Here is a 21,567-nt window from a genome sequence, read left to right as displayed (position 1 = left end):
CCCAGACCCCCGACCCGGAGGAACAGCACCATGTGTGGAGCGAAGACCGGCGGCCCGGACCTGGCCGGCATCGACGTGGCGACCGAGACGATCATCCAGGGTTCCGTGACCCGCGACGGCGAGCCGGTGACCGGCTACGTCCGGCTGCTGGACGGCGGCGGCGAGTTCACGGCCGAGGTCCCGACCTCGGCGACCGGCCAGTTCCGCTTCTTCGCGGCCCCGGGCTCGTGGACGCTGCGCGCCCTCGTGCCGGGCGCGACGGTGGACCGTTCCGTCGTGGCCCAGCAGGGCGACCTCACCGAGGTCGCCATCGCCGTCTGACCCGGCGACCGCGCGTACGACGAAGGGCCGCAATCCCACCGGGCCACCGACTGGGAGTGCGGCCCTTCGGGTCGTACCGTGGAAGGGTGTCCACGAGGCGGCGTCGTCGCTGGTATTACGCCATGATGGGCAGTTGCGTGCTGCTCTTCGTCCTGGCGTGGAGCCTCGTGCGCCTGTGGTCGGTGCCGGTGGCCGTGGGGATGTGCGTGGTGGCCATGGTCATCCCGCCGATAGCCGCCGTCGTGGCGAACCGCAGGGGCCCGGACGAGCACTGGTGGGACGAGACCGGAGACCCCAAGTCCGACGAGTGGTGGCGCGAGCTGGACCGCCGCGACGACCACCGCGACCAGCGCTGACGCGCCCGCGCGCCCTGAGCCGGGCCGGCCGGGCTCAGTAGACGAGCGCCTGCGTGCCGTCGGCCATGGCCTCGCTGACGAAGACTTGCGCACCGGCGATCCGGATTCCGTCCAGCACGTCCTTCTCCGTGATGTCCCGGCGCGCCGCGCACTGCGTGCACAGCGTGATCCGGCCGCCCGCCAGGATCCCCTCGATCAGCTCGGGCAGCGGCGCGGCGTGCGGCAGCTCGAACTCCGCGGCCCGTCCCGGCAGCGCGAACCACGAGGACTCGCCGGTCAGCCAGAGCGACACCTCGACGCCGCTGGCGACCGCCACCGCCGCCACCGTGAACGCCTGGGAGCACCGTTCGGGAGCGTCCGCACCTGCGGTTACCTTGATCACGAGCTTCTTCGCCATGGTCATACCTTAGGGTGGCCCGTCTCACAGGAAAAACACTGGGAGCGTTTACCAGTGCTCGGCATAATGCGTTGGCCGCGTAGGTGCGATCAGCGCGCCGGCCGCGGATTTCTGCCCGGGGGGGCTTGTGGAAGCGCGTACCGATTCGCGTACCGGCGTCGTGATCGCCACGATCGTCGGACTTGTTGTGCTCGCGACATTGACCGCGGGGGCCGTCGTGGCGTTCGGCTCCTCGTCCTCGTCGACCGCGTCCGCGTCGCCGGGCGGGGCCGAGCCGAGCAGCCGGAGTCCGGAGACGACGGACCCCGCGACGCCGTCAGCGACGGCGTCCCCGAGCCGCGGCGCGACGGCGGCGCCCTCGCCCGCCGGCACCCTCAAGGGCTCCGTGCACGACGGGAAGCACCGCGGCGACCTGCGCTACTTCCTGCTCGTCCCGCCGGCGGACGCCGAGGTCTACGGCGACGAGGAGGGCACCGAGCTCTCCCGTTCCGAGGTCGCCGACTCCGCCGACGTCAAGCAGGCCCTGGCCACCTACGGCTTCAAGGCGGCGGCCCAGCGGACCTACCTCACCGGCGACGGCGAGTACGAGGTCTCCGCGCAGCTCGTCCGCTTCGCGAGCGCCGGCTCCGCCACCGGCTACTACAACGCCTTCTACTACCAGGGCACGCGGATCACGCTCCCCTCGTCGGGCAGCCCCGCCAAGGCCTACCGGCTGTCGTCCTCCTCCGCCGAGAGCACCGGCTCGGTGATCGTCCTGTCCCACCAGGGCGACGTGCACGTCACCCTCTCGGTCACCGGGGCGAAGACCCCGGGCAAGGCCCTGCTCGCCCGGCTCCTCGACCAGCAGTACCGGCGCCTGAAGACCGGCCGCTGAGCCGCACACCGAAGTCACCGGCCGGCCCGCGCGCCGGCCGCACCCACCCACGGACACCCCAGTGGAGAACCCTTTGTCCCAGGACACCCCCGTCCCGGAACAGGACACCCCTGTTCCGGACGGGCCCCCCGTCCGCCCGCCGCGCAGACGCGGCCGGACCACCCTGCTGATCGCCTGCGCGGCGGTCCTCGGCGTCCTCGCGGGCGCCGGCGCCGGGTACCAGATCCAGTACGACCGCCCCGAGACGCCGCTCCCCCCGCTCGCCCAGCCGAAGCTCCCGCAGCCCAAGGGCGCCGCCCCCGCGGCGAAGCCGCTCGCGGCGACCGAGGACACGCTGGCCAAGTACGACGGGGACCTGCGCAAGCTGCTGGTGAAGAAGCCGAAGGGCGCCAAGGACCTCGACGGCACGTACGGCGCCGACCACTGGCTCTCGCTGTACGACTACGCCGACACCTTCGAGGAACCGGACGGCATGTTCAGCGAGCTGAACGGCAACGACTTCCGGAGGGCGGCCGTCTCCATGTGGCGGACCGGTGGCTACGCCACGGCCGTCACCACCGAGGTCCGTCTGATCCAGTTCCGCGACGAGGCGGACACCTTCACCGACGAGATGCTCGACGGACAGCAGAGCTACATGGCCGGGAAGAAGTACGCGGGCAACAAGGGGACGGCCGTCCCCGGCGCCTTCGACGGCAGGGCGTGGGTGTACTCCAAGCCCTGGACGAAGCCGGGCTACCTGCCCCTGTACACGGCGCGCGCCCTGGCCCGCAAGGGCACGGTCATGATGGACATCTGGGTGCACTCGGACCGGCCGATCAAGAAGTCCACCATCATGTCCCTGGCCGAGCGGCAGTGGGAGCGGCTGTGAGCGACGAGAACACCCCGGTCCCCGCGGAGCCGCAGCCCGAGGTCCGCCCCGAGGCCCCGGCGACGCGGCCCGGGCCGCAGCCGGACCAGCCCCAGGGCCAGTCGGCCGAGCCCGATGCCCAGCCGGCACCGCTCCCCGGGCTTCCGCCCGCGGACGGGACCACCGGGCCCGAGACCATTCCCACGCCCCGCCGCGGCCGCCGTGGCCTCGCCCTGGGCATCGCGGCCGCGCTGGTCGCCGTCGTCGCGGGCGGTGGCATCGGCGTCGCCGTGCTGCAGCACCAGAAGGACGACGGCAAGCAGGCGAGCCCGCGGACCTGGAAGGCCCCCGAGCCGAAGAAGACCGGCGAGTACGGCAGCCAGTCCGGCGGCAGCCACTACGGCGCGCTCGGCAAGCTGCTGCTGCCCGTGCCCGATGCGTACATGCCGGGCCCGGACGTGGGCGAGTACGGCAACGACGCGGAGTTCACCGGCAAGGAGGCCGTGGCCGTCTTCGAGGGCGACCTCGCCGGGCTGCCGAAGAAGCAGCGGGACCGTCTGCACAAGGCCGTGGCGGGGCTGCACATCCAGGGCGTGGGCCTGCGGACGTACCGCGAGGTGTCGGGCGAGGCCGTCTTCGAGACGCAGATCGTCCAGATGAAGAACAAGCGCGCGGCGCGCGCCGGCACCGAGTTCTTCACCGAGTTCACCAAGGCGCTCGGAGTCTTCAGGAACGGGCCGAAGATCGAGGGCCACGCCAAGGCGCGCTGCGTCCTGCCGCCCAAGAAGCCCGGCGCGAAGCTCGACACCATGATCTGCGAGGCGACCGAGGGCGACCTGACCATCCGCATGTCCGTCTCGGGCGCCTCGCCGCTGAAGAAGGACGACGCCGCGGATCTGTTCAAGCAGCAGCTCGACCGCGTACAGGACCCGGGAGAGGCCGCATGACCGAGCAGACCCAGAGCGACGACGTGAAGATCCCGGCGCAGGCCGCCGCCCCGGCGGAGGAGACCCTCACGGACGCCGCCCCCGAGGCGGCTCCCTCCGGGGACGACGCGGCGGAGGTCGTGCCTGCGGAGGCCGCCGAGCCCGTCGTCGCCGAAGCCGCGACGGAGACCGTGTCGGCGGAGAACGCCCTGGTGGAGCCCGCCGGGACCGCCTCCGGCGAGGCCGCGTCGGAAGCCGCGGTGGAGCCCGTGCCCGGGGAGGCCGTCTCGGAGGCCGTCTCCGCGGAGCCTGCCGCGCCCCGCCCGCGGAAGCGGCTGCGGGAGCGCAGGGGGCTGCGTGCCGCCGTGCGGTGGACCGCCGCGGTCGTGGCGTTCGCGGCCCTCGGCGGGGCCGCGGCGTACGCCGTCACGCAGCCCGAGCGGACCGAGATCCCGGGCCTGCGGACCCCGGACGACGGTCGGTGGACCTACCCCGCCCTGAAGCTGCCCAAGCTGCCGGCCGGGGCGCCCCGGCCGCTGGACGGGGACCACAACCCGCCCCGCCGGCACTACGCGGACATCCGCACCCTGCTGCTGCCGGCGCCCGCCGGGGCCAAGGCCGACAAGACCTTCCCGGGCGCCACCGGGTGGCTGCCGACCCGCGACTTCCTGGAGGTCTTCCGCGAGGACGACCGCAAGAAGCTGACCGGGACGCTCGAGCAGAACACCCTCCGGCACATCGCCGCCCGCGCCTGGACCATGGGCGACGGCACCCGCGCGGAGGTCTACCTGCTGCAGTTCGCGACCTGGGGGTACTCGAGCGACGTCAAGGACGCGCTCATCGACGACGGCACCCTCGCCAAGGCCGAGGCGGCCGACTACGACACGGACTGGGATTCGACGTCGCTCGACGACTCCGAGCTGCACCTGTCCCTCTACGACGAGGACAAGCCGCGCGGCGCCGAGCACGTCCGGTACGGCTACGTCCAGTCCGGCGACGTCCTGGCCATGGTCGTGCTCTCCAAGGCCGGGACCCAGCCGGCCGTCCCGTTCCACCAGGCCGTGCTGCTGCAGGCGCAGCTGCTCGGCTGACGAGGGCACCGGGGCATCGGGGGCGGGCGCGGCGCGTGGGGCGGACCTCACGCGGCCGCGCCCGCACCCGACCACTAGACTCGTAGCTGGCCCACCGGGCCGCCGACCGTCCGCGCCTGCCCGAGGAGCACGCTCGTGAGCGCCATTGAGTTCTTCTTCGACACCCTGCTCGTCCTGGTCTGCCTTGGCGTCATCGCGTTCTCCGCTCTGGCCGTGAAGAAGCTCTACCAGGGACAGCGCTGAACATGATCGAGATCCCCTCCGACCTGCATCCCGAGCTGGTCCCGCTCGCCTTCCTCCTGGGCACCTGGGAGGGTGTGGGCGTCTTCGACTTCCCCGGCGCCGAGAAGTGCAACTTCGGGCAGGAAGTGATCTTCAGCCACGACGGACGGCCGTTCCTGGAGTACACCTCCAAGTCTTGGGTGCTGGACGCCGAGGGCAAGCCGGTGAAGCCGCTGGAGAGCGAGTCGGGCTTCTGGCGGATCGACAAGGACCGCAAGGTCGAGATCACCATGACCCGCGACGACGGCGTGATCGAGATCTGGTACGGCGAGCTCGCCGAGGGCAAGCCGCAGATCGACCTGGTCACCGACGCCGTGGCCCGGCTCGGCGACGCGCCGCCGTACAGCGGCGGCAAGCGCCTGTACGGCTACGTCAAGAGCGACCTGATGTGGGTGGGGGAGAAGGCCACCCCCGAGGTGCCGCTGCGCCCCTACATGTCGGCGCACCTGAAGAAGGTCGTCAACCCCAGCGAGTGGGCCAAGGACCTCAAGGACCTCCCGGACGACGGCATCGCCTTCTTCCGCTGAGCCGCCCCGCGGGTCCCGCGCGACCCCCGAGGGGGATCACGACTCCGTGATCCCCCTTTCCCTTGCCTAGACTGTCCTCGTGGTCACCACGGACTGGAAGAGCGACCTGAGGCAGCGCGGCTACCGGCTGACGCCGCAGCGGCAGCTTGTCCTGGAGGCGGTCGACACGCTGGAGCACGCGACGCCGGACGACATCCTGACCGAGGTGCGCAGGACCGCCTCGGGCGTCAACATCTCCACGGTCTACCGCACCCTGGAGCTCCTGGAGGAACTGGGCCTGGTCAGCCACGCCCACCTCGGGCACGGCGCCCCCACCTACCACCTCGCCGACCGGCACCACCACATGCACCTGGTGTGCCGGGACTGCGAGTCGGTCATCGAGGCCGACGTGTCCGTCGCCGAGCCGCTGACCGCGCGGCTGCGCGAGACGTACGGCTTCGAGACCGACATGAAGCACTTCGCGATCTTCGGCCGGTGCGCGGACTGCGCGGGGAAGCCCCGAACGCCTGAGGGTTCAAGTAACCGGACGTAGGCTGGTGGGCATGCAGCGACAAACAACGACCAGTCCCCTGCTGTCGCTCCCCGGCGCCGTTCCCGCGGAAGGCCCCGACGAGGGAGTCGCGGCGCACTACGGAGACCTCTTCCGCGAGCAGCGCTCCCTGGCGGACGGCAACGGATTCGTCGACCTCTCCCACCGTGGCGTCGTCGCCGTCACCGGCCAGGACCGCCTCGCGTGGCTCCACCTGCTGCTCACCCAGCACGTCAGCGACCTCCCGCCCGGCCGGGCCACCGAGGCGCTGGTCCTCTCCGCCCACGGCCACATCGAGCACGCCCTCTACCTCGTCGACGACGGCACGGCCACCTGGATGCACGTCGAGCCCGGCACGCAGGCCGAGCTGATCGCGTACCTGGAGAGCATGAAGTTCTTCTACCAGGTCGACGTCTCGGACCGGACCGGCGAGTACGCCGTCGTGCACCTGCCGGCGGGCAGCATCGCCGCCGTCCCCGGGGACTGGCCGGTGCGCGAGGTCCCCTACGGCCGCGACGTGTTCGTGCCGCGCGGCGAACTGGAGGACTACGCCCGGCAGGTCGGCACCCCCGTCGGCGTGCTGGCCCTGGAGGCCCTGCGGATCGAAGGGCACCGGCCGCGGCTCGGTCTGGAGACCGACCACCGCACCATCCCGCACGAGCTGGGCTGGCTGGACACCGCCGTCCACCTCGACAAGGGCTGCTACCGCGGCCAGGAGACCGTCGCCCGGGTGCACAACCTCGGCCGGCCGCCGCGCCGCCTGGTCTTCCTCCACCTGGACGGCAGCGAGGTCAAGCTGCCCGGCCACGGCGCGCCCGTACGGCTCGCCGCGGACGGACCGGACGGCCGCCCGGTCGGCACCGTCACCTCCTCCGCCCGGCACTGGGAACTCGGCCCGATCGCCCTCGCCGTGATCAAGCGCAACACCCCGGTGGACGCGGTGCTGCTCGCGGACGGGACGACGGCGAACCAGGAGACGGTCGTCGAACCCTGAGGGACGCGCCTCACATCTCCAGCACGACCGTGAACGGGCCGTCGTTCGTGAGCGAGACCTTCATCTCCGCTCCGAAGCGGCCCGTCTCCACGTGCGCGCCCAGCGCCCGCAGTTGTGCCACCACCTCGTCCACCAGCGGCTCGGCGACCGGGCCGGGCGCCGCCGCGTTCCAGGTGGGGCGGCGCCCCTTGCGGGCGTCACCGTAGAGGGTGAACTGGGAGATCACGAGCAGCGGCGCGGCGATGTCCGAGCAGGACTTCTCCCCGGGCAGGATGCGCAGCCCCCACAGCTTCCGCGCCAGCTGGGCCGCCTTCTCCGCGGTGTCGTCGTGCGTCACCCCCACCAGCACGCACAGGCCCGGACCGACGATCTCGCCGACCGTCTCGCCGTCCACCACGACACTCGCTTCGCTCACCCGCTGGGCCACCGCACGCATGCCGCCATTGTCCCGGGTCGGTGGGGGCGCGCGGCACCCGGGCCGTACGCCCGCTTGGACTCACGCACAACTGTCCGGAGCCGCCGTTCGGGTGCAGGTGCCTGCGCGACGCAGTTGCTCGGTGGCACGATCGAGATCTGCCCGACGTGGGGGACGAGGGGACGGACAGCGATGAAGCACAGCATCACGACCGGCACGGCGGAAGGCGATCGCATGCTCAAGGCACCGGGCCCGCGCTCCCCCCTCACCGCCGGCACCCCCCAGCCCGACTTCGCCGACCTCACCCTCGAAGGGCTGCGCACCGCGCGCCGCGAGGCCCAGCTGGAGGAGGCCGACCTCTCCTACCTGCGGCGGCTCCTCCAGGGCCGGATCGACATCCTCCGCGCCGAACTCGCCCGGCGCACCGCCCCGGACGCCCCCGTGCTCGACCGGCTCTCCGAGATCCTCACCGACACCCCGTCCCGGCACCGCACCTCCGCCCGCCACGTCACCCTGGGCACCCCGCACAGCGAGCGCTACCGGCAGCTCGCCGAGGAGATGCTCTCCGAGGTCCAGCTCTCCGACCTCGAGGCCCGCACCGACCAGGAACTCCACGACGCGATGGGCCGGCTGGTCCGGCACGAGCAGCAGGTCTCGCGCTGCCGGCAGTCCCTGCAGCGGACGGTCGACGGCTGCAGCACCGAGATCGCCCGCCGCTACCGCGAGGGCGAGGCCCGGGTCGACGACCTGCTGGCGGGGGACTGAGCCCGCCGGACGGGACCGGGAAAACGGGATGCGGCCGGGCGGGGGGTCCGCCTACCGTGCGGGACATGAGCCTTGAGGTCCGTACGATCGGCGAGTCCGACTTCCCCGGCTGGCTGCGCGCCGTCAACACCGGCTTCCACCGGCCGCCGTCGGTGACCGAGGAGGAGATCGCCCTCCGCCGCTCCCAGACGGACCTGGACCGCACCCAGGGCGCGTTCGACGAGGGCCGCTGCGTGGCCACCTTCCGCAGCATGCCCCGTGAACTCACCGTGCCCGGCGGTGCGGTGCTGCCCGCCTCGGCGATCACCAACGTCTCCGTCACCGCCACGCACCGCCGCCGCGGCCTCGCCTCCCGCATGATGGCCGCGGAACTCGACGCCTCCGTGCGCCGCGGCGAGCCGGTCGCGATCCTCGTCGCCGCCGAGTACCGGATCTACGGCCGCTTCGGCTTCGGCCCCGCCGCGGGGGTCACCGAGTGGGAGGTCGACACCGCCCGCGCGGGCCGCCCCCAGGGAGCGCCGTCCGACAGCGGCCGCATCGACCTGGCGGACCCGTCCGAGGTCCTCAAGCTCGGCCCCCAGCTCCACGACCGGGTGCGGCTGCGCCATCCCGGCGCGATCAACCGCACCGAGCGCTTCTGGGAGTACGCCACGGGGGCGGTGGTCAACCCCGCCTTCCCCTGGAAGGAACCGATCTTCGTCCTCTACCGCGACGCCTCCGGCCGCGTCGACGGCCTGGCCGCGTACACGGCCGAGGACACCTGGCACGGGATGTTCCCCAAGGTCCCGCTCACCGTGCGGGAGTTGTTCGCCGCCACCCCCGAGGCCGAACGCGCCCTGTGGCGCTACCTGCTCGCCATCGACTGGGTCGCCACCGTACGCACCGGCTTCCGCGGCCCTGACGACGTCCTGCCGTTGCTGCTCGGTGACCCACGCGCCGCCCACGTCCACTCCACCAGCGACTTCCTGTGGCTGCGCCTGCTCGACGTCCCCCGCGCCCTGTCCGCCCGCACCTACGCGGCCCCGGGCTCCGTCGTCCTCGACGTCGCCGACCCCGACGGCCACGCCGCCGGCCGCTTCCGCCTCGAAGCCGCCGCCGACGGCACCGCCATCGCCGAGGCGGCCCCCTCCGCCGCCCCGGACGTCTCCCTCACCGCCGCCGCCCTCGCCTCCCTCTACCTCGGCGACGAGTCCGCGGCCCGCCTGACCATCACCGGCGGCGCCACGGAAACCGGCCCGGGCGGCGTGGCCCGCCTCGACGCGCTGTTCCGCACCGCGCGCAGGCCGTGGCCGATCGACACGTTCTAGCCGTTGTCAGTGGTGTCCGTAGGACACCAGCACCAGGAGGACGAGTACCCCGCCGACGCACATCGCATAGCTGGAACGGGCCTTGAGCCCGACACCCACCAGCAGTACGCCCAGCCCCATCAACGGGCCGTACCGCCACGCCAGGTACTGCTCCAGCAGTGCCGCCGTCACATGGCTCCACAGCATGACCCACCCCCTTCCCAGGTGGCCGACCGCAAGGCGCGGGCCCGCTGCCGTCCTGCCCCTACTGGGCCAGGAGCAGCGCGATCACCGCGAGTCCGACGCACGTGAACGTCGTGTTCCGGGCCTTGTGGCCCACCGTGAACAGTCCGACGGCGAAGGCGCCGGCCGCGCCGTACCGCCACTGGACGAGCTGCTCGAACGCGAAGGCACACAGAGCGATAGCGGGCATAGCGATTCACTCCTTCGAGGCGCGTGGGACCGATCCCTCCGCGCGTAGAGCGCGGAGGGGGCAGATTTGACCCGTGGGGTCGGCATGGGACAGAAGCGGAAGCTCGATGCTGATGCGTGCGATGCGACATGGCGCTGCACTGTCACCCGCGGCCATCCCCGGCGCGTCATCGGGACGGAGAGGCTGCGGCCTCCGGTGGCGTCAACTGGTCCAACTTGACTGTCGATCGGACCAGTTGACTGCATTCCTCTATGGTCATGTTGCCGCTGACTGCAGATCCCTAAACTCCATGCAGTCAACTCCACTTGCCTGGCGTGAAGCTGTAGTGTGGGTCACGTGAGCAACGACCGCACCGCCGGTGGGGCCAGGCGCGAGTACGAGCGCGTGGCCGATGCGTTGCGTCACGAAATCGAGGGCGGCGACATCGCGGCGGGCGCACAACTGCCCACGCACGCAGAGCTGGTGGACCGCTTCGATGTCTCCCGTGCCACCGTCCAGAAAGCGATCAAGGCGCTTGAGGGCAAGGGCTACGTGGAGTCGGCCCAGGGCAAGGGCGTCTTCGCCCGCGACTGGCGTAAGTCCGCCGGCGCCCACGTCAACGGGACCGCCACGGCGACCGGTGGGGCCGGCAGTGTGGAGCTGGACGCCGCCATCGCCGAGGCTTTCGAGGCGGAGCACATCACGATCGACGCTTACTCCCTGACTGCCGAGTCGCTCAACGCGGCCATCGTGCCGCAGGCGCGCCGCATCCTCAGGGGAGAGCTCCGGCCCTCGTCGATTCAGGTCCGACTCCTGCTGGCCCGTCCCGGTGCGCACTTGGCGATCCCCCGTATCGTGGGGAACCCGGAGGACACCAGGCCGCTCGACCGGCTGTCCGAGCTGATCGAGCGCCACGCGTTCACCTTGCGCAACCTGCTGGAGGACCTGGGCAGACGGAACGTCGACGTGGCCGCCGACATACGGACCGTCCCCATCACGCCGGTGGCCAAGTACTACTTGCTCAATGGGCATCAGGGGCTCATGGGCTTCTACAAGGTCGAGGCGAACACCGTGGACCTCCCGGACGGCGAGAGCGCCCAGATCTACGACGTACTGGGCCTGGGGGCACGGCTGTATCTTCAGGGGCCCGAGCAACGGGCTGAGTGCCAGCAGTGGTTCGACTCCTTGTGGCACACAATCGCCGAATCGGTGTGACACTCACTGAATGGCTTCGATCGACCCTGAGCGGCTCCTGAGCCGAGTGCGAGGCGTCAACGTCGTCCTGTTCGACTTCGATGGGCCGCTTTGTGACCTATTCGCCGTGTACACGTCCGAAGCAGTGGCCAAGCGCATGAAGAGGTATCTGGGTCGCAGGCAACGACTCCTGACGGATTTCGCCTCGTACACGGATACGCACCAACTGCTGTATGACGTCGCGGAGCGGGACGACATACCCGGCCGCATAGGCCGCGGCCTCGACAGGGTGCTAGTGCGGGCCGAGCGGCGGGCCGCGAAGGTGGCGCGCCCCACAGAGGGCGCGGCGGAACTCGTGGAGCTCCTGGCCCGAGCGCGGCTGCCGATCGCGATCACGACGAACAATTCTGTGGCAGCGGTTCGGGTCTACTTGAAGAAACATGAGCTGGCCCGCCCATTCGGCGAAAGAATCTTTGGCCGGGAGGCTCCCCATCTCATGAAACCGGACCCCCATTGCCTCCTCATGGCCATGCGGCACATCGGAGCGGACGGCGACCCGGGCAATTGCCTCATGATTGGTGATTCCGTGCGCGATCTGAAGGCCGCCAGCAGTGCGGGGGTCAGATTTTTGGCATATGCCGCCCATGATGAGCGCGATCCGGAGCGCGGCAAACGGCTATTGGAGGCCGGTGCGGATTTCCTGGTCAGTGACATGCGTGAGGTGACGGAAGCTTTCTCCCGGGCCGATCTCGGCTGTCGGGGCGCTCCTGTGAGGGAGTGATGCGCAGAAATTTCGATTGACAGAACTCGAAGTTTCGATTCGCGTCACGCGGGAAACCGGTATAGGCTCAGCCGTCATCCACACCGTATCAAGTGGTGATTCCCTGCTGGGTCGATCTCAAACGGTCGGTGCAACTTATGACGATGGCTGCGCCTACGAGTGCCCGGGGTGCCGGCACAGCGCCCTCGCGCCACATCGTGCGCAGTCGGCTGCACGAGCCTTTTGTGCGCTGGCACTACAACCGCCGGAAGCGTGACGGGGAGTCCTTGATCCTGACGGGTCATCACAATTCCAATGAAGTGGTGACGCTGGACAGGCGGCTCGCCTGGCTGGCCCAAGTGACGCTGGACGAGGCCGCACGCATCAAGCTGCGGGTGCCGCTCGCGACGCCCAAGGTCGTCATGCGCACGTGGCCGGACGAGGCCGAGGTCCTGGCGGCGCTGAACGAGGCCGTCTCAGGGCAGCAGCTCCGGCCGAACTTCGGTATCCCGCAGTGCCTGGTCACCTTCGGGCGGGCGTCCCTGCACCGATTCGTGGACGGGAAGGCGCTGTCCCAAGAGGCACCCTCCGGCGCTCCGATCGGCGAGAAGCGGCTGCGGGACATCGCGGAGGTCTTCGCCTACGCGGCGACGGTCACGCGCGAGCAGTTGCCGAAGCTGCCGGCGCGATGGCCGGGCGACAAGGACAGCGAGGGCTTCCTGGACCTCCTGGTCGAGTACGCGGATCGGGTGCACCAGGACCACCGTCCTGCGTACGGCAGCCTCTTCGACGCCCTCGGTGTGCCGGTGGACGCGTTGGACCGTTTTCGGCAAGGGGTGCGGCAGCGGATCGGAGCGCTCTACCCGCGGCCCTACTCGTTGCTGCACACCGATCTTCACCGCGACAACATCGTGCTGCTCAAGAACAGCAGCCTCTTCATCCTCGACTGGGAGCTCGCCACGTTCGGCGACCCTCTCCATGATCTTGCGACTCATCTGGTCCGGATGGAGTACACCGACCGCGAGCGCGAGCGGATGAAACGGGAGTGGGAGAGGACCCTCAACCTGCGCGGCCATTCGGCGATGACCGCCGGAATGGCGACGGACCTGCAGGCTTACGTCGACTTCGAGTACGCCCAGTCCGTCTACGCCGACGTGGTCCGGGCCGCCCTCAGGCTAGGGGAGGTTCCCGGGAGTCCGCTGCTCGGTCCTTCCGTCAGCCTGGTCCTGCGGGCGCTGCAGCGAGCCCAGGTTCCCTTCGGACTCGCATCCGTCCCCGGGGAGCACGAGGTCGAGACCGCGCTGAACGAGTGGCATGCCCGGCGTTACCCCGAGCGGCGCCGGAGGTGGGGTTTCGTGGAGAGGCGGGCCCGCAGCCAGGCCCATGCCTTCTAGCGCCACGGCCCCGGAGGCCGTCGACGGCGCGTCGGCGCTACTGGGACGCGCGAGCTGCGTGCTCTTCGACTTCGACGGTCCCCTCGCGGACCTTTTCGCCCGCCGCCCGGCTGCCCGCATCGCTGAGGCTCTTCGGGTCCGAGCAGTGGACCTGGGTGTGCCGCTTGTTGAGCTGAGCGGCGTCAGCGACCCCCTGCGGGTCCTGCGGATCGCCGCGGAACACGATGCGTCCGGTCGTGTCACGTCGGAACTGGAGGAGCGCCTGGCCCAGGAGGAGGTCCTGGCTGCGGAGACCGCTCTGCCGACACCACATGCCGGCCGTCTGGTGTGTTCCCTTGCCAAGAGCGGCCGGACGGTCGCCGTCACCACCAACAACTCCGCGGCGGCGGCAACCGCCTATCTGCACCGACGCGGGCTGTCGCGGTACTTCGGCGCCCATGTCTACGGGCGGGCGGCCGACCCCGGACTCTTGAAGCCGGATCCCCACTGCCTGACGCGTGCCATGGCCTGCACGGGAGAACCGCCCGAGAGCTGCTTGATGATTGGGGATTCCCCCAGCGACCTCCTGGCCGCTGAGAGCGCGGGTGTGGCGTTCCTCGGCTTCGCCCGTGACGAGCGTAAGGCGTTGAGTCTTCGCCAGGCCGGAGCAAGGCATGTCGTGGCGTCCTTGGAACATCTGTCAGCGGTAGCAGTGCCGGTGTAGGCGGGGATCAACTGCGCCGATAAACGGTCAGGTTGTACGCTCGGGGGCATGTCGGGCGATCGCAGTTTCGGCAGGGCCAGGCGCGAGTACGAGCGCGTGGCCGATGCGTTGCGTCACGAGATCGAGAACGGCGACATCGCCACGGGTGAACGACTCCCCACACATGCTGAGCTGGTGGATCGCTTCGACGTCTCCCGTGCCACCGTCCAGAGGGCGATCAAGGCGCTGGAGGGCAAGGGCTACGTGGAGTCGGCCCAGGGCAAGGGGGTCTTCGCCTGTGACTGGCGTAAGTCCGCCGTCGCAGCCCACGCCAACGGGACTGCCGCGGGCACCGCGAGAGCCAGCGGCATCGAGTTGGATGACGCCATCGCGGAGGCGTTCGAGGCGGAGCGCGTCACGATCGACGCGTACTGCCTGACCGCCGAGTCGCTCAACGCGGCCGTCGTGCAGCAGGTCAAACGGATCATCCGCGGCGAAATCCGGCCGTCCTCGATCCACCTGCGCCTGCTGCTGCCGCGCACCGACGTACGACTCGCCGTTCCGCGCAACATCGAGGACCCCGATGACGATCGGCCTATGGCACGGCTCGACAGTCTGTCCGCGGCTCACATCCGGGCCCTGAGGAACCTGGAGAACCTGGCCGGTCAGGGCGCCGTACCCGAGGTGAAGGTCGAAGTGCGCCTGGTTCCGGTCACACCTCTGCACAAGCTCTATCTGATCAATGGAGACCTGGCCCTCGACGGCATGTACGTCGTCACCGACAACGTCGTCAACGTCGGCGATGCGACTATCAAGATCCATGACGTCCTGGGCGTCGGGGCCAAGCTCTATCCACAGCCGCCGGAACGTGTGGAACTTTCCCAGGAATGGTTCGACTCCCTGTGGACGAGGCTCGCCAAGCCCGTCTGACGGTCACCGCCGATCAGAGCGCGGGCCTCACATCACCAGTGACATCCAGTGCCCCGGCACCTCCAGCGGCTCGAACCCCACCTTCGCGTACACCCCATGCGCGTCGTGCGTCGCGAGGAGCACGCGCCGGACACCCAGGCCCTCCAGGTGGCCGCGGGCAGCGGTCGCCAGGGCGGTGGCGAGGCCGTGGCCGCGGGCGGAGGGGGTGACGTAGACGTCGCAGAGCCAGGCGAAGGTGGCGTGGTCGGTGACGACGCGGGCGCAGGCGACCTGGGTGCCGGTCTCCTTGTCGTACGCGCCGAAGTTGAGGGAGGCGGCGATCGCGGCGTCCTGGACGGCACGGGGGCGGCCGAGGGCCCAGTAGGCGTCAGTGGAGAGCCAGTGGTGAACCAGGGCGGCGTCTATACGGGCGGGGTCGGCGGAGATCTCGTACCGGTCGTCTCTCATGGGGCCTGAGGGTAGGGGATGGGGCTTCGTGCAGCACTGCTTACCGGTGCGATGAAGGACTATTAACTGGACCTTGAGGGTGCCGTGGCCCACGCTCGATGGCATGGGTATTCACGTACCGCTCATCACGCCCTTCGACGAGGCCGGCCGCGTGGACGCCGGCGCGCTGGAGCGGCTGGCGCACGAGGTGGCCGACGGGGGTGTCGCCGGGCTGGTGGCGCTGGGGACGACCGCCGAGGCGGTGATGCTGGACGAGGCCGAGAAGGCGGTCGTCCGGGAGACCGTGGGGCGGGTGTGCCGGGAGCGGGGGCTGCGGTACACCGTGGGCGCCGGGGGGACGGACACGCGCAGGGCCGCGGCGGAGCTCGCGGAGCTGGACGCGGACGCCGCGCTGGTGTCCGTGCCGTCGTACGTCAGGCCCTCGCAGGACGGGGTCGTCGCGCACTTCGAGGCCCTGGCGCGGGCGTCGGCGGTGCCGCTGGTCGTCTACAACATCCCCTACCGCACCGGGCTCGCCCTCACCGCGGACACCGTGCGCGCGATCGCTGCGATCGACGGGGTCGCGGGCTTCAAGCACGCCGTCGGCGGCATCGACCAGGACACCGTGCTGCTGGTGCGGGAGGTGCCGCTGTACGCCGGGGACGACGTCTTCGCGCCGGCGCTGCTCGCTCTGGGCGCGCAGGGGGCGATCGCCGCGTCCGCGCACCTGGCCACCGAGCGGTGGGTGGAGGAGGCCCGTTTCCATGACGCGGAGCGCGGGCATGCGCTCGCGAGGCTCGCCGCCGCCTGCTTCGCCGAGCCGAACCCCACGGTGATCAAGGCGGTGCTGCACGCCCAGGGACGCATCCCGACCCCGGACGTGCGGCTGCCGCTGCTGCCCGCCGGGCGACCGTCGCTCGAGACGGCGCTCCGGGCACTCGCCGCATCGGGGGATACTCGGGACCGTACGTACGCACTGATCGGAGAGACCGGATGAGGATCGGAATCGTCGGAGCCACCGGCCAGGTCGGCGGTGTCATGCGCAAGGTGCTGGCCGAGCGCGACTTCCCGCTGGAGCAGCTGCGGCTGTTCGCGTCGGCTCGTTCGGCAGGGCGCACCGTGCCGTGGAAGGACGGCGAGATCGCGGTGGAGGACGCCGCCACCGCCGATTACACCGGTCTCGACATCGTCCTGTTCTCCGCGGGCGGCGCCACCTCCAAGGCGCTGGCCCCCAAGGTCGCCGCCGCGGGCGCGGTCGTGATCGACAACTCCTCCGCCTGGCGGATGGACCCCGAGGTCCCGCTGGTCGTCGCCGAGGTCAACCCGCAGGCGATCGCCGACCGGCCCAAGGGCATCATCGCCAACCCGAACTGCACCACCATGGCGGCCATGCCCGTGCTGCGCCCGCTGCACGAGGAGGCGGGGCTGACCGCGCTGGTCGCCACCACCTACCAGGCGGTCTCCGGCTCCGGTCTGGCCGGTGTCGCCGAGCTCGACGGCCAGGTGCGCAAGGTCGCCGACCGGGCGACCGAGCTGACCTTCGACGGCGAGGCCGTGGACTTCCCCGAGCCCGCGGTCTACCAGCGGCCCATCGCGTTCAACGTCGTCCCGCTGGCCGGCAAGATCGTCGACGACGGCCGGTTCGAGACCGACGAGGAGCAGAAGCTCCGCAACGAGTCCCGCAAGATCCTGGACATCCCGGAGCTGAAGGTGTCCGGCACCTGCGTCCGCGTGCCCGTGTTCTCCGGGCACTCGCTGCAGGTCAACGCACGTTTCGAGCGTGCGGTCAGCGTGGCGCGCGCGTACGAGCTGCTGAGCGCGGCCCCGGGCGTGGAGCTGTCGGAGATCCCCACCCCGCAGCAGGCCGCGGGCAAGGACCCCTCCTACGTCGGCCGGATCCGGGTGGACGAGACCGTCGAGCACGGCCTCGCGCTCTTCCTCTCCAACGACAACCTCCGCAAGGGCGCCGCGCTCAACGCCGTCCAGATCGCGGAGCTGGTCGCCGCCGAGCTGCGCGGCTGACCCCGCTCGCCCCCCGGATCCCCCGGATCCCCCGGATCCCCCGAGATGCCCCGGCGCCGACCGCGCGCCGGGGCATCCGCCGTCCCGCTTGACCCTCACACCGTGTGAGGCGCTGGACTCGGAGACGTCATGTTCGGAATCGGAGACTTCGCCAGGCACGGCCGCGTGTCGGTCCGCATGCTGCGTCACTACGACGCCGTCGGACTGCTGCGCCCCGACCGTGTCGACCCCGCCACCGGCTACCGCAGCTACGCCGCCGGGCAGCTCGCCCGGCTCAACCGCATCATCGCCCTCAAGGACCTCGGCTTCACGCTCGAACAGGTGCGGTCGATCCTCGACGAGGAGGTGAGCGCGGAGCAGCTGCGCGGCATGCTGCGGCTGCGCCGCGCCGAGCTCGCGGCGGCGATGGCCGCGGACGCGGCCCGGCTGGCGGGCGTCGAGGCGAGGCTCCGGACGATCGAGAGCGAGGGACGGATGTCCACCGACGACGTGGTGATCAAGAGGGTGCCCGCGGTGCGGCTCGCGGAGCTGACGGCGACCGCGGCGGGGTTCGAGCCGACGCAGATCGGGCCCGTCATCCAGCCGCTGTACGACGAGCTGTGCCGGCGGCTGGACGCGGCGGGCGTGCGGCCCGTCGGGCCGGGGATCGCGTACTACGAGGACGCCCCGGAGGGGGAGGGCGCGATCCTCGTCCACGCCGGGCTGCAGGTCGCGGCCGAGCCGGACGGCGGGTACGACTTCGCGGTCGTCGACCTGCCGGAGCTGGAGAGCGCGGCGACGATCGTGCACCGCGGCTCCATGGACGACGTCCTGCGCAGCGCCCAGGCCCTGGCGCGGGGGATCGACGCCCAGGGCCACCGGTCCCTCGGCTACCCCCGGGAGCTGTACCTGGAGTGCGAGGGGCATCCCGACACATGGGTGACGGAGCTGCAGGAACCGGTGGCCACCGGGGCGTGACCGGTCAGCCCATCGGCTTCCCCTGCTGAGCCGCCTCGGCGACCAGCTCGAAGGCCGTCCGGCCGTCCAGGGACTCGCGGATGACGTCCGCGTGCCCGGCGTGCCGGGCGGTCTCCTCGATCAGGTGGAGCAGGATCCAGCGGGCGCTGACCTTCATGCCCGGCGGGTTCCAGGGCGCGTCCGGCAGCGGCACCACGACGTCCAGGTCGGGCAGCGCCAGGACGGCCTCCTCGGTCTCCCGGCCGATCCGCGCGTACTCCTCCAGCCAGCCGGCGAGGGTCTCGCCCTCCAGCAGCCGGAACCCGTCGAGGTAGTCCGCCTCGGTGCCCTTCTTGTCCTCGTGGCCCAGCAGCAGGCCCTGCACCCAGGACTCCTCGGTCCTGGCGACGTGCTTGACCAGCCCGGCGAGGCTCATCTCGCTGACGCTCGGCCGCGAGGAGGCCTGCTCGTCGGTGAGCCCGAGCACCGCGCGGCGCATCCCGCCGCGCTGCGCCTCCAGGTACGCCAGCAGCGCGTCCCGCTCGCCCGTCTCGTTCCGTACCACCGTCGGCATCGCGCGCTCCCTTTGGCCATGGGCCTCGGTCGTGGGCGCCGGTGTTCCGGCGTCCTTCGATGTCTTCGACGTTACGCACCCATGCGGTCAGTTCCGGTCCGCGATGGGCCGCGAGGAGAAGGCTCCCTCGGAGAGGACCGGGACGACGGAGGCGGCGTCGAACTCGGTGGCGATCGCGACGTCCTCGGGGAAACCGCCGCCGCTGAGTTCGCGCCCGGAGGCACAGGCCGCGACGGTGCCGGCCGGGTCGGGCGCCCCGGTGAAGGCGGCCGCCGCGGCGCACGCCTCGGGGGAGAGCGTCACGGCGGGGGCGTGCCCCCGCAGCGCGGCGACGACCGCACCGGCGCCGAGCAGGTCCTCCAGCGCGGGCCGCAGGGTCCCGTCGGGCCAGCGCTCACCCGCGGCGATCACCGCGACGGGGCGGTCCCGGACGCCGTAGCCGTGCCGGGCGAGCCACGCGCCGACGGCGGTCGCGTTGCGCAGGCAGGCGGCGACGACGGTCGCCGCCTCCCCGGCCGCCGCGGCGATCGTCGATCCGTTGGGCGAGGGCAGCACCAGCCGCGGGGTGTACGGCGCACGGCGCAGGGCGGCAGGGGACAGCGACCACGGCGAACGGTCGCTGACCTCCCGCCGCCCCACGGCCAGCCGCGCCCCGACCCGCCGCGCGTACGCGGCCGCCGTCGCGTCGCGCCAGGCGTACGGGTGCACCGCGGTGCCCGCCTCGACGGCCACGGTCACCGCGGTGGTGAAGGACAGGACGTCGACGACGACCAGGCACGCCACGTGCGCCCCGATCCGCCGGGCGCCTTCCGGTCCCCACTCGAACCGCACCCCGTGGCGTGTCTGCAGAAACCATTCCTCGCTCATGGGCGAGGACTATGCCGCCGCGGACCTCTCCTGTACATCGGCGACCGCGCAACTGACGTTGTCCGGACCGCCGGCGGCGTTGGCCAGCCCGACCAGCGTGCGCACCGTCTCCCCGGGGCCGGCGCCGGAGGCGAGTACCCGGCGCAGCTCGTCGTCCGGGACGACGGTGGACAGGCCGTCCGTGCACAGCAGGTAGCGGTCGCCGGGGCGCGGGTCGTGCAGCCGCAGGTCGGGCAGGCGCCCGGCGGGGCGGGTGCCGGAACCCAACGCCCGTACGAGCAGCGACCGCTGGGGGTGCGAGGCGGCCTCGGCCTCGGTCAGCCGGCCCTCGTCCACCATCGACTGCACCATCGTGTGGTCGTGCGTGATCCGGAACAGCTCGCCGTCGCGCAGCAGGTACGCCCGTGAGTCCCCGATGTGGACGAGGGCCAGCCGCTCCCCGGACCACAGCAGCGCGGTGAGCGTGGTGCCCGAGTCCGCGAAGCCGCGCACGGTCTCGTCGGCCCGGTCCAGGGCGTCCTGCAGCAGGTCCAGCAGACCGCCGGGGGCGGCAGCGGCGTCGAGCTCCTTCAGCGCGTCGACGGCGGCGGCGCCCGCCGGCGCCCCCTCGCCCCCGAAGCCGTCGGCCACCGCCAGCAGCCGGGCGCCGGCGTAGGCGGTGTCCTGGTTGCCGGGGCGGACCAGGCCGGCGTCGGACAGGGCGGCGTAGCGCAGTTCCAGGGAGCGGTTCGCGTCGTTCGCGTCGTTCACAACGGAGTCCTTCCGGGACAGGTGATCGACGAGGAAGGCGGCCAGGTCCCGCCGCGCGCCGTGCGCGGCCTCGACCTGCGCCCAGTACGCCCGGATCTCCCGCGCGGCGGCGGGCGCGTCCAGCGCGCACACCTCACGTATGCGGGCCAGCGGCATACCCAGGCGCCGCAGCCACGCCACGAGCCGGGCGCGCTCCAGCTGGGCGGGCGCGTAGTGGCGGTAGCCGGTCAGCGGATCGACCCGCGCGGGCGTCAGCAGCCCCAGCTCGTCGTACAGCCGCAGCGCCTTCGGTGACAGCCGGGACGCCTTCGCGAACGCCCCGATCGTCAGCGAGTCCATGGCGGGCTCCCTCCCTCGGGCCGGGCACGCCGCCCGGCCGCTTCGATGCTGTGGCCTGCCCCAGGGGCAAGGTCAACCGGCCACCGGGGCCCGGTTCACAGGGCGATCGGCCGGTAGGCGAGCGCGGCGTCGACGATCCGCCCGGGCGGGGCGTCCTCGAGGCCGGCCGGCGGGTGGAAGAGCAGGTCGCAGGCCCGGGGGTGCGGGGTGTTGCAGTCGAAGAGTCGCAGGTAGTAGTCGGTGTCCTCGCCGGCCGGGTCGGCGTCGACACGACGGACGATCTCGACGAGTTCCTCGCGCGTGATGTCCGCCACCCGCGGCCGGGCGGGCCGGGCGGCCTCCCGGGCGAACTCCTCCAGGCCGCGCGACGCGTCGTACCAGGCGAAGACGGACGACAGGTACGCATGGCCCGTGCGCTCGTTGAAGGCGGCCACGGCCTTCTCCGCCGGTTCGCCGGACCCGGCCAGGTCCGCGATGCGCTCGATCTCACGCGCGACCTCCGCCAGTCGTTCCGGGCTGACGGGCGGCGGGAGCAGTTCGGCGCGCAGGTCCACCGCGGCATTATGCGCGCCGGGGCCGACAGCGGGCCCGGGCGGCGTCATGGGTTCGCCGCGGCCGGCTGGGCCGTGCGGGGGATGTCACATCGCCGTAACGAGACTTTTGCAAGCACC

Annotated in this window: 28 protein-coding genes; 19 read left to right on the top strand and 9 right to left on the bottom strand. The window is 71.6% G+C overall.

Going from position 1 to position 21,567, the window contains the following annotated elements; all coding sequences use genetic code 11:
• The first annotated feature begins 30 nt into the window (after positions 1 to 30).
• Together ACFV3E_RS21560 and ACFV3E_RS21555 are read left to right on the top strand one after the other, a co-directional pair.
• A complete protein-coding gene (locus tag ACFV3E_RS21560; RefSeq protein ID WP_499513128.1) occupies positions 31 to 321 on the top strand; it encodes a DUF1416 domain-containing protein in 291 nt (96 codons plus the stop codon).
• 122 nt (positions 322 to 443) lie between these two features.
• Entirely contained in the window at positions 444 to 677 is a 234-nt protein-coding gene (locus tag ACFV3E_RS21555; protein WP_499516897.1) for a hypothetical protein, read from the top strand.
• Between the two features lie 34 nt (positions 678 to 711).
• Here ACFV3E_RS21555 and ACFV3E_RS21550 read toward each other — a convergent pair whose 3' ends face one another.
• The gene (locus tag ACFV3E_RS21550) at positions 712 to 1,074 is read right to left on the bottom strand and encodes a DsrE family protein (RefSeq protein WP_500367610.1); all 363 of its coding nucleotides are present in this window, start codon (positions 1,072 to 1,074) and stop codon (positions 712 to 714) included.
• A 127-nt stretch (positions 1,075 to 1,201) separates the two neighbouring features.
• Between ACFV3E_RS21550 and ACFV3E_RS21545 the strand changes: the two genes are divergently transcribed.
• The 7 genes from ACFV3E_RS21545 (at position 1,202) to ygfZ (ending at position 7,144) form a co-directional block, all read left to right on the top strand.
• Entirely contained in the window at positions 1,202 to 1,948 is a 747-nt protein-coding gene (locus ACFV3E_RS21545; RefSeq protein ID WP_500536078.1) for a hypothetical protein, read from the top strand.
• A 73-nt stretch (positions 1,949 to 2,021) separates the two neighbouring features.
• Entirely contained in the window at positions 2,022 to 2,816 is a 795-nt protein-coding gene (locus ACFV3E_RS21540) for a hypothetical protein (protein ID WP_500536077.1), read from the top strand.
• Positions 2,813 to 3,742, top strand: coding sequence for a hypothetical protein (locus tag ACFV3E_RS21535; RefSeq protein ID WP_500536076.1), 930 nt, complete (start codon positions 2,813 to 2,815; stop codon positions 3,740 to 3,742). Before ACFV3E_RS21540 ends, ACFV3E_RS21535 begins: the two co-directional genes overlap by 4 nt.
• On the top strand, positions 3,739 to 4,812 hold the full coding sequence (locus ACFV3E_RS21530; protein ID WP_500536075.1) for a hypothetical protein: 1,074 nt from the start codon (positions 3,739 to 3,741) through the stop codon (positions 4,810 to 4,812). Before ACFV3E_RS21535 ends, ACFV3E_RS21530 begins: the two co-directional genes overlap by 4 nt.
• Before the next feature lie 245 nt (positions 4,813 to 5,057).
• Entirely contained in the window at positions 5,058 to 5,621 is a 564-nt protein-coding gene (locus tag ACFV3E_RS21525; RefSeq protein WP_500536074.1) for a heme-binding beta-barrel domain-containing protein, read from the top strand.
• Positions 5,622 to 5,700: 79 nt separating this feature from the next.
• Positions 5,701 to 6,153 (top strand): Fur family transcriptional regulator, encoded by a 453-nt coding sequence (locus tag ACFV3E_RS21520; RefSeq protein WP_499513135.1) that lies wholly within the window; start codon positions 5,701 to 5,703, stop codon positions 6,151 to 6,153.
• Between the two features lie 10 nt (positions 6,154 to 6,163).
• Complete coding sequence (gene ygfZ / locus ACFV3E_RS21515) at positions 6,164 to 7,144, top strand: CAF17-like 4Fe-4S cluster assembly/insertion protein YgfZ (protein ID WP_500536073.1); 981 nt, start codon at positions 6,164 to 6,166, stop codon at positions 7,142 to 7,144.
• 10 nt (positions 7,145 to 7,154) lie between these two features.
• On the opposite strand, the gene dtd is transcribed toward ygfZ, so the two are convergent.
• Positions 7,155 to 7,580: a D-aminoacyl-tRNA deacylase gene (gene dtd, locus ACFV3E_RS21510; protein ID WP_500367595.1), complete on the bottom strand. Its 426-nt coding sequence runs from the start codon at positions 7,578 to 7,580 to the stop codon at positions 7,155 to 7,157.
• Between the two features lie 171 nt (positions 7,581 to 7,751).
• On the opposite strand from dtd, the gene ACFV3E_RS21505 reads away from it, so the two are divergent.
• Positions 7,752 to 8,324, top strand: a complete 573-nt coding sequence (locus ACFV3E_RS21505) for an RsiG family protein (protein ID WP_500367593.1) — start codon at positions 7,752 to 7,754, stop codon at positions 8,322 to 8,324.
• A gap of 65 nt (positions 8,325 to 8,389) precedes the next feature.
• On the top strand, positions 8,390 to 9,631 hold the full coding sequence (locus ACFV3E_RS21500; RefSeq protein ID WP_500536072.1) for a GNAT family N-acetyltransferase: 1,242 nt from the start codon (positions 8,390 to 8,392) through the stop codon (positions 9,629 to 9,631).
• 6 nt (positions 9,632 to 9,637) lie between these two features.
• Here ACFV3E_RS21500 and ACFV3E_RS21495 read toward each other — a convergent pair whose 3' ends face one another.
• Both ACFV3E_RS21495 and ACFV3E_RS21490 read right to left on the bottom strand, forming a co-directional pair.
• Positions 9,638 to 9,817: a hypothetical protein gene (locus tag ACFV3E_RS21495; protein WP_500536071.1), complete on the bottom strand. Its 180-nt coding sequence runs from the start codon at positions 9,815 to 9,817 to the stop codon at positions 9,638 to 9,640.
• A 58-nt stretch (positions 9,818 to 9,875) separates the two neighbouring features.
• Positions 9,876 to 10,043, bottom strand: a complete 168-nt coding sequence (locus ACFV3E_RS21490) for a hypothetical protein (RefSeq protein WP_392614338.1) — start codon at positions 10,041 to 10,043, stop codon at positions 9,876 to 9,878.
• 336 nt (positions 10,044 to 10,379) lie between these two features.
• On the opposite strand from ACFV3E_RS21490, the gene ACFV3E_RS21485 reads away from it, so the two are divergent.
• The 5 genes from ACFV3E_RS21485 to ACFV3E_RS21465 all read left to right on the top strand — a co-directional run bounded on the left by ACFV3E_RS21485 (position 10,380) and on the right by ACFV3E_RS21465 (position 14,982).
• Entirely contained in the window at positions 10,380 to 11,237 is an 858-nt protein-coding gene (locus ACFV3E_RS21485) for a winged helix-turn-helix domain-containing protein (RefSeq protein ID WP_500536070.1), read from the top strand.
• A gap of 10 nt (positions 11,238 to 11,247) precedes the next feature.
• On the top strand, positions 11,248 to 11,997 hold the full coding sequence (locus ACFV3E_RS21480; RefSeq protein WP_500536069.1) for an HAD family hydrolase: 750 nt from the start codon (positions 11,248 to 11,250) through the stop codon (positions 11,995 to 11,997).
• 302 nt (positions 11,998 to 12,299) lie between these two features.
• Positions 12,300 to 13,370 (top strand): phosphotransferase, encoded by a 1,071-nt coding sequence (locus tag ACFV3E_RS21475; protein WP_500536068.1) that lies wholly within the window; start codon positions 12,300 to 12,302, stop codon positions 13,368 to 13,370.
• 58 nt (positions 13,371 to 13,428) lie between these two features.
• Positions 13,429 to 14,073, top strand: a complete 645-nt coding sequence (locus ACFV3E_RS21470) for an HAD family hydrolase (RefSeq protein ID WP_500536067.1) — start codon at positions 13,429 to 13,431, stop codon at positions 14,071 to 14,073.
• A gap of 48 nt (positions 14,074 to 14,121) precedes the next feature.
• On the top strand, positions 14,122 to 14,982 hold the full coding sequence (locus ACFV3E_RS21465; RefSeq protein WP_500536066.1) for a winged helix-turn-helix domain-containing protein: 861 nt from the start codon (positions 14,122 to 14,124) through the stop codon (positions 14,980 to 14,982).
• 27 nt (positions 14,983 to 15,009) lie between these two features.
• Here ACFV3E_RS21465 and ACFV3E_RS21460 read toward each other — a convergent pair whose 3' ends face one another.
• Positions 15,010 to 15,429 carry a GNAT family N-acetyltransferase gene (locus tag ACFV3E_RS21460; protein WP_500536065.1) on the bottom strand — a complete coding sequence of 140 codons (420 nt, stop codon included), beginning with the start codon at positions 15,427 to 15,429 and terminating at the stop codon, positions 15,010 to 15,012.
• A 103-nt stretch (positions 15,430 to 15,532) separates the two neighbouring features.
• Here ACFV3E_RS21460 and ACFV3E_RS21455 point away from each other — a divergent pair, with 103 nt between their 5' ends.
• The 3 genes from ACFV3E_RS21455 to ACFV3E_RS21445 all read left to right on the top strand — a co-directional run bounded on the left by ACFV3E_RS21455 (position 15,533) and on the right by ACFV3E_RS21445 (position 18,387).
• Positions 15,533 to 16,405 carry a dihydrodipicolinate synthase family protein gene (locus ACFV3E_RS21455; protein WP_500536064.1) on the top strand — a complete coding sequence of 291 codons (873 nt, stop codon included), beginning with the start codon at positions 15,533 to 15,535 and terminating at the stop codon, positions 16,403 to 16,405.
• Positions 16,402 to 17,430: an aspartate-semialdehyde dehydrogenase gene (locus ACFV3E_RS21450; RefSeq protein WP_500536063.1), complete on the top strand. Its 1,029-nt coding sequence runs from the start codon at positions 16,402 to 16,404 to the stop codon at positions 17,428 to 17,430. The genes ACFV3E_RS21455 and ACFV3E_RS21450 overlap by 4 nt, the downstream gene beginning before the upstream one ends.
• A gap of 129 nt (positions 17,431 to 17,559) precedes the next feature.
• Entirely contained in the window at positions 17,560 to 18,387 is an 828-nt protein-coding gene (locus ACFV3E_RS21445) for a MerR family transcriptional regulator (RefSeq protein WP_500536062.1), read from the top strand.
• Between the two features lie 4 nt (positions 18,388 to 18,391).
• On the opposite strand, the gene ACFV3E_RS21440 is transcribed toward ACFV3E_RS21445, so the two are convergent.
• The 4 genes from ACFV3E_RS21440 to ACFV3E_RS21425 all read right to left on the bottom strand — a co-directional run bounded on the left by ACFV3E_RS21440 (position 18,392) and on the right by ACFV3E_RS21425 (position 21,450).
• Positions 18,392 to 18,940 carry a DinB family protein gene (locus ACFV3E_RS21440; RefSeq protein WP_500367569.1) on the bottom strand — a complete coding sequence of 183 codons (549 nt, stop codon included), beginning with the start codon at positions 18,938 to 18,940 and terminating at the stop codon, positions 18,392 to 18,394.
• A gap of 87 nt (positions 18,941 to 19,027) precedes the next feature.
• On the bottom strand, positions 19,028 to 19,807 hold the full coding sequence (locus ACFV3E_RS21435; RefSeq protein WP_500536061.1) for a 2-phosphosulfolactate phosphatase: 780 nt from the start codon (positions 19,805 to 19,807) through the stop codon (positions 19,028 to 19,030).
• A gap of 9 nt (positions 19,808 to 19,816) precedes the next feature.
• On the bottom strand, positions 19,817 to 20,896 hold the full coding sequence (locus ACFV3E_RS21430; protein ID WP_500536060.1) for a MerR family transcriptional regulator: 1,080 nt from the start codon (positions 20,894 to 20,896) through the stop codon (positions 19,817 to 19,819).
• A gap of 95 nt (positions 20,897 to 20,991) precedes the next feature.
• A complete protein-coding gene (locus ACFV3E_RS21425; protein ID WP_500536059.1) occupies positions 20,992 to 21,450 on the bottom strand; it encodes a bacteriocin immunity protein in 459 nt (152 codons plus the stop codon).
• Positions 21,451 to 21,567 lie beyond the last annotated feature (117 nt).

It is taken from the genome of Streptomyces sp. NPDC059718 (genome assembly GCF_042733315.1).
GTDB lineage: Bacteria > Actinomycetota > Actinomycetes > Streptomycetales > Streptomycetaceae > Actinacidiphila.
This window is presented reverse-complemented; position numbering and strand designations above follow the sequence as displayed.

Bases quoted from the DNA above. Each gene is read 5' to 3' on its own strand.
- ACFV3E_RS21440 (WP_500367569.1), bottom strand. From the start codon at position 18,940: ATGCCGACGGTGGTACGGAACGAGACGGGCGAGCGGGACGCGCTGCTG.
- ACFV3E_RS21490 (WP_392614338.1), bottom strand. From the start codon at position 10,043: ATGCCCGCTATCGCTCTGTGTGCCTTCGCGTTCGAGCAGCTCGTCCAG.
- ACFV3E_RS21495 (WP_500536071.1), bottom strand. From the start codon at position 9,817: ATGCTGTGGAGCCATGTGACGGCGGCACTGCTGGAGCAGTACCTGGCG.
- ACFV3E_RS21430 (WP_500536060.1), bottom strand. From the start codon at position 20,896: ATGGACTCGCTGACGATCGGGGCGTTCGCGAAGGCGTCCCGGCTGTCA.
- dtd (WP_500367595.1), bottom strand. From the start codon at position 7,580: ATGCGTGCGGTGGCCCAGCGGGTGAGCGAAGCGAGTGTCGTGGTGGAC.
- ACFV3E_RS21505 (WP_500367593.1), top strand. From the start codon at position 7,752: ATGAAGCACAGCATCACGACCGGCACGGCGGAAGGCGATCGCATGCTC.
- ACFV3E_RS21465 (WP_500536066.1), top strand. From the start codon at position 14,122: ATGTCGGGCGATCGCAGTTTCGGCAGGGCCAGGCGCGAGTACGAGCGC.
- ACFV3E_RS21525 (WP_500536074.1), top strand. From the start codon at position 5,058: ATGATCGAGATCCCCTCCGACCTGCATCCCGAGCTGGTCCCGCTCGCC.
- ACFV3E_RS21530 (WP_500536075.1), top strand. From the start codon at position 3,739: ATGACCGAGCAGACCCAGAGCGACGACGTGAAGATCCCGGCGCAGGCC.
- ACFV3E_RS21560 (WP_499513128.1), top strand. From the start codon at position 31: ATGTGTGGAGCGAAGACCGGCGGCCCGGACCTGGCCGGCATCGACGTG.
- ACFV3E_RS21445 (WP_500536062.1), top strand. From the start codon at position 17,560: ATGTTCGGAATCGGAGACTTCGCCAGGCACGGCCGCGTGTCGGTCCGC.
- ACFV3E_RS21555 (WP_499516897.1), top strand. From the start codon at position 444: ATGATGGGCAGTTGCGTGCTGCTCTTCGTCCTGGCGTGGAGCCTCGTG.
- ACFV3E_RS21455 (WP_500536064.1), top strand. From the start codon at position 15,533: ATGGGTATTCACGTACCGCTCATCACGCCCTTCGACGAGGCCGGCCGC.
- ACFV3E_RS21435 (WP_500536061.1), bottom strand. From the start codon at position 19,807: ATGAGCGAGGAATGGTTTCTGCAGACACGCCACGGGGTGCGGTTCGAG.
- ACFV3E_RS21450 (WP_500536063.1), top strand. From the start codon at position 16,402: ATGAGGATCGGAATCGTCGGAGCCACCGGCCAGGTCGGCGGTGTCATG.
- ygfZ (WP_500536073.1), top strand. From the start codon at position 6,164: ATGCAGCGACAAACAACGACCAGTCCCCTGCTGTCGCTCCCCGGCGCC.
- ACFV3E_RS21480 (WP_500536069.1), top strand. From the start codon at position 11,248: ATGGCTTCGATCGACCCTGAGCGGCTCCTGAGCCGAGTGCGAGGCGTC.
- ACFV3E_RS21550 (WP_500367610.1), bottom strand. From the start codon at position 1,074: ATGGCGAAGAAGCTCGTGATCAAGGTAACCGCAGGTGCGGACGCTCCC.
- ACFV3E_RS21460 (WP_500536065.1), bottom strand. From the start codon at position 15,429: ATGAGAGACGACCGGTACGAGATCTCCGCCGACCCCGCCCGTATAGAC.
- ACFV3E_RS21500 (WP_500536072.1), top strand. From the start codon at position 8,390: ATGAGCCTTGAGGTCCGTACGATCGGCGAGTCCGACTTCCCCGGCTGG.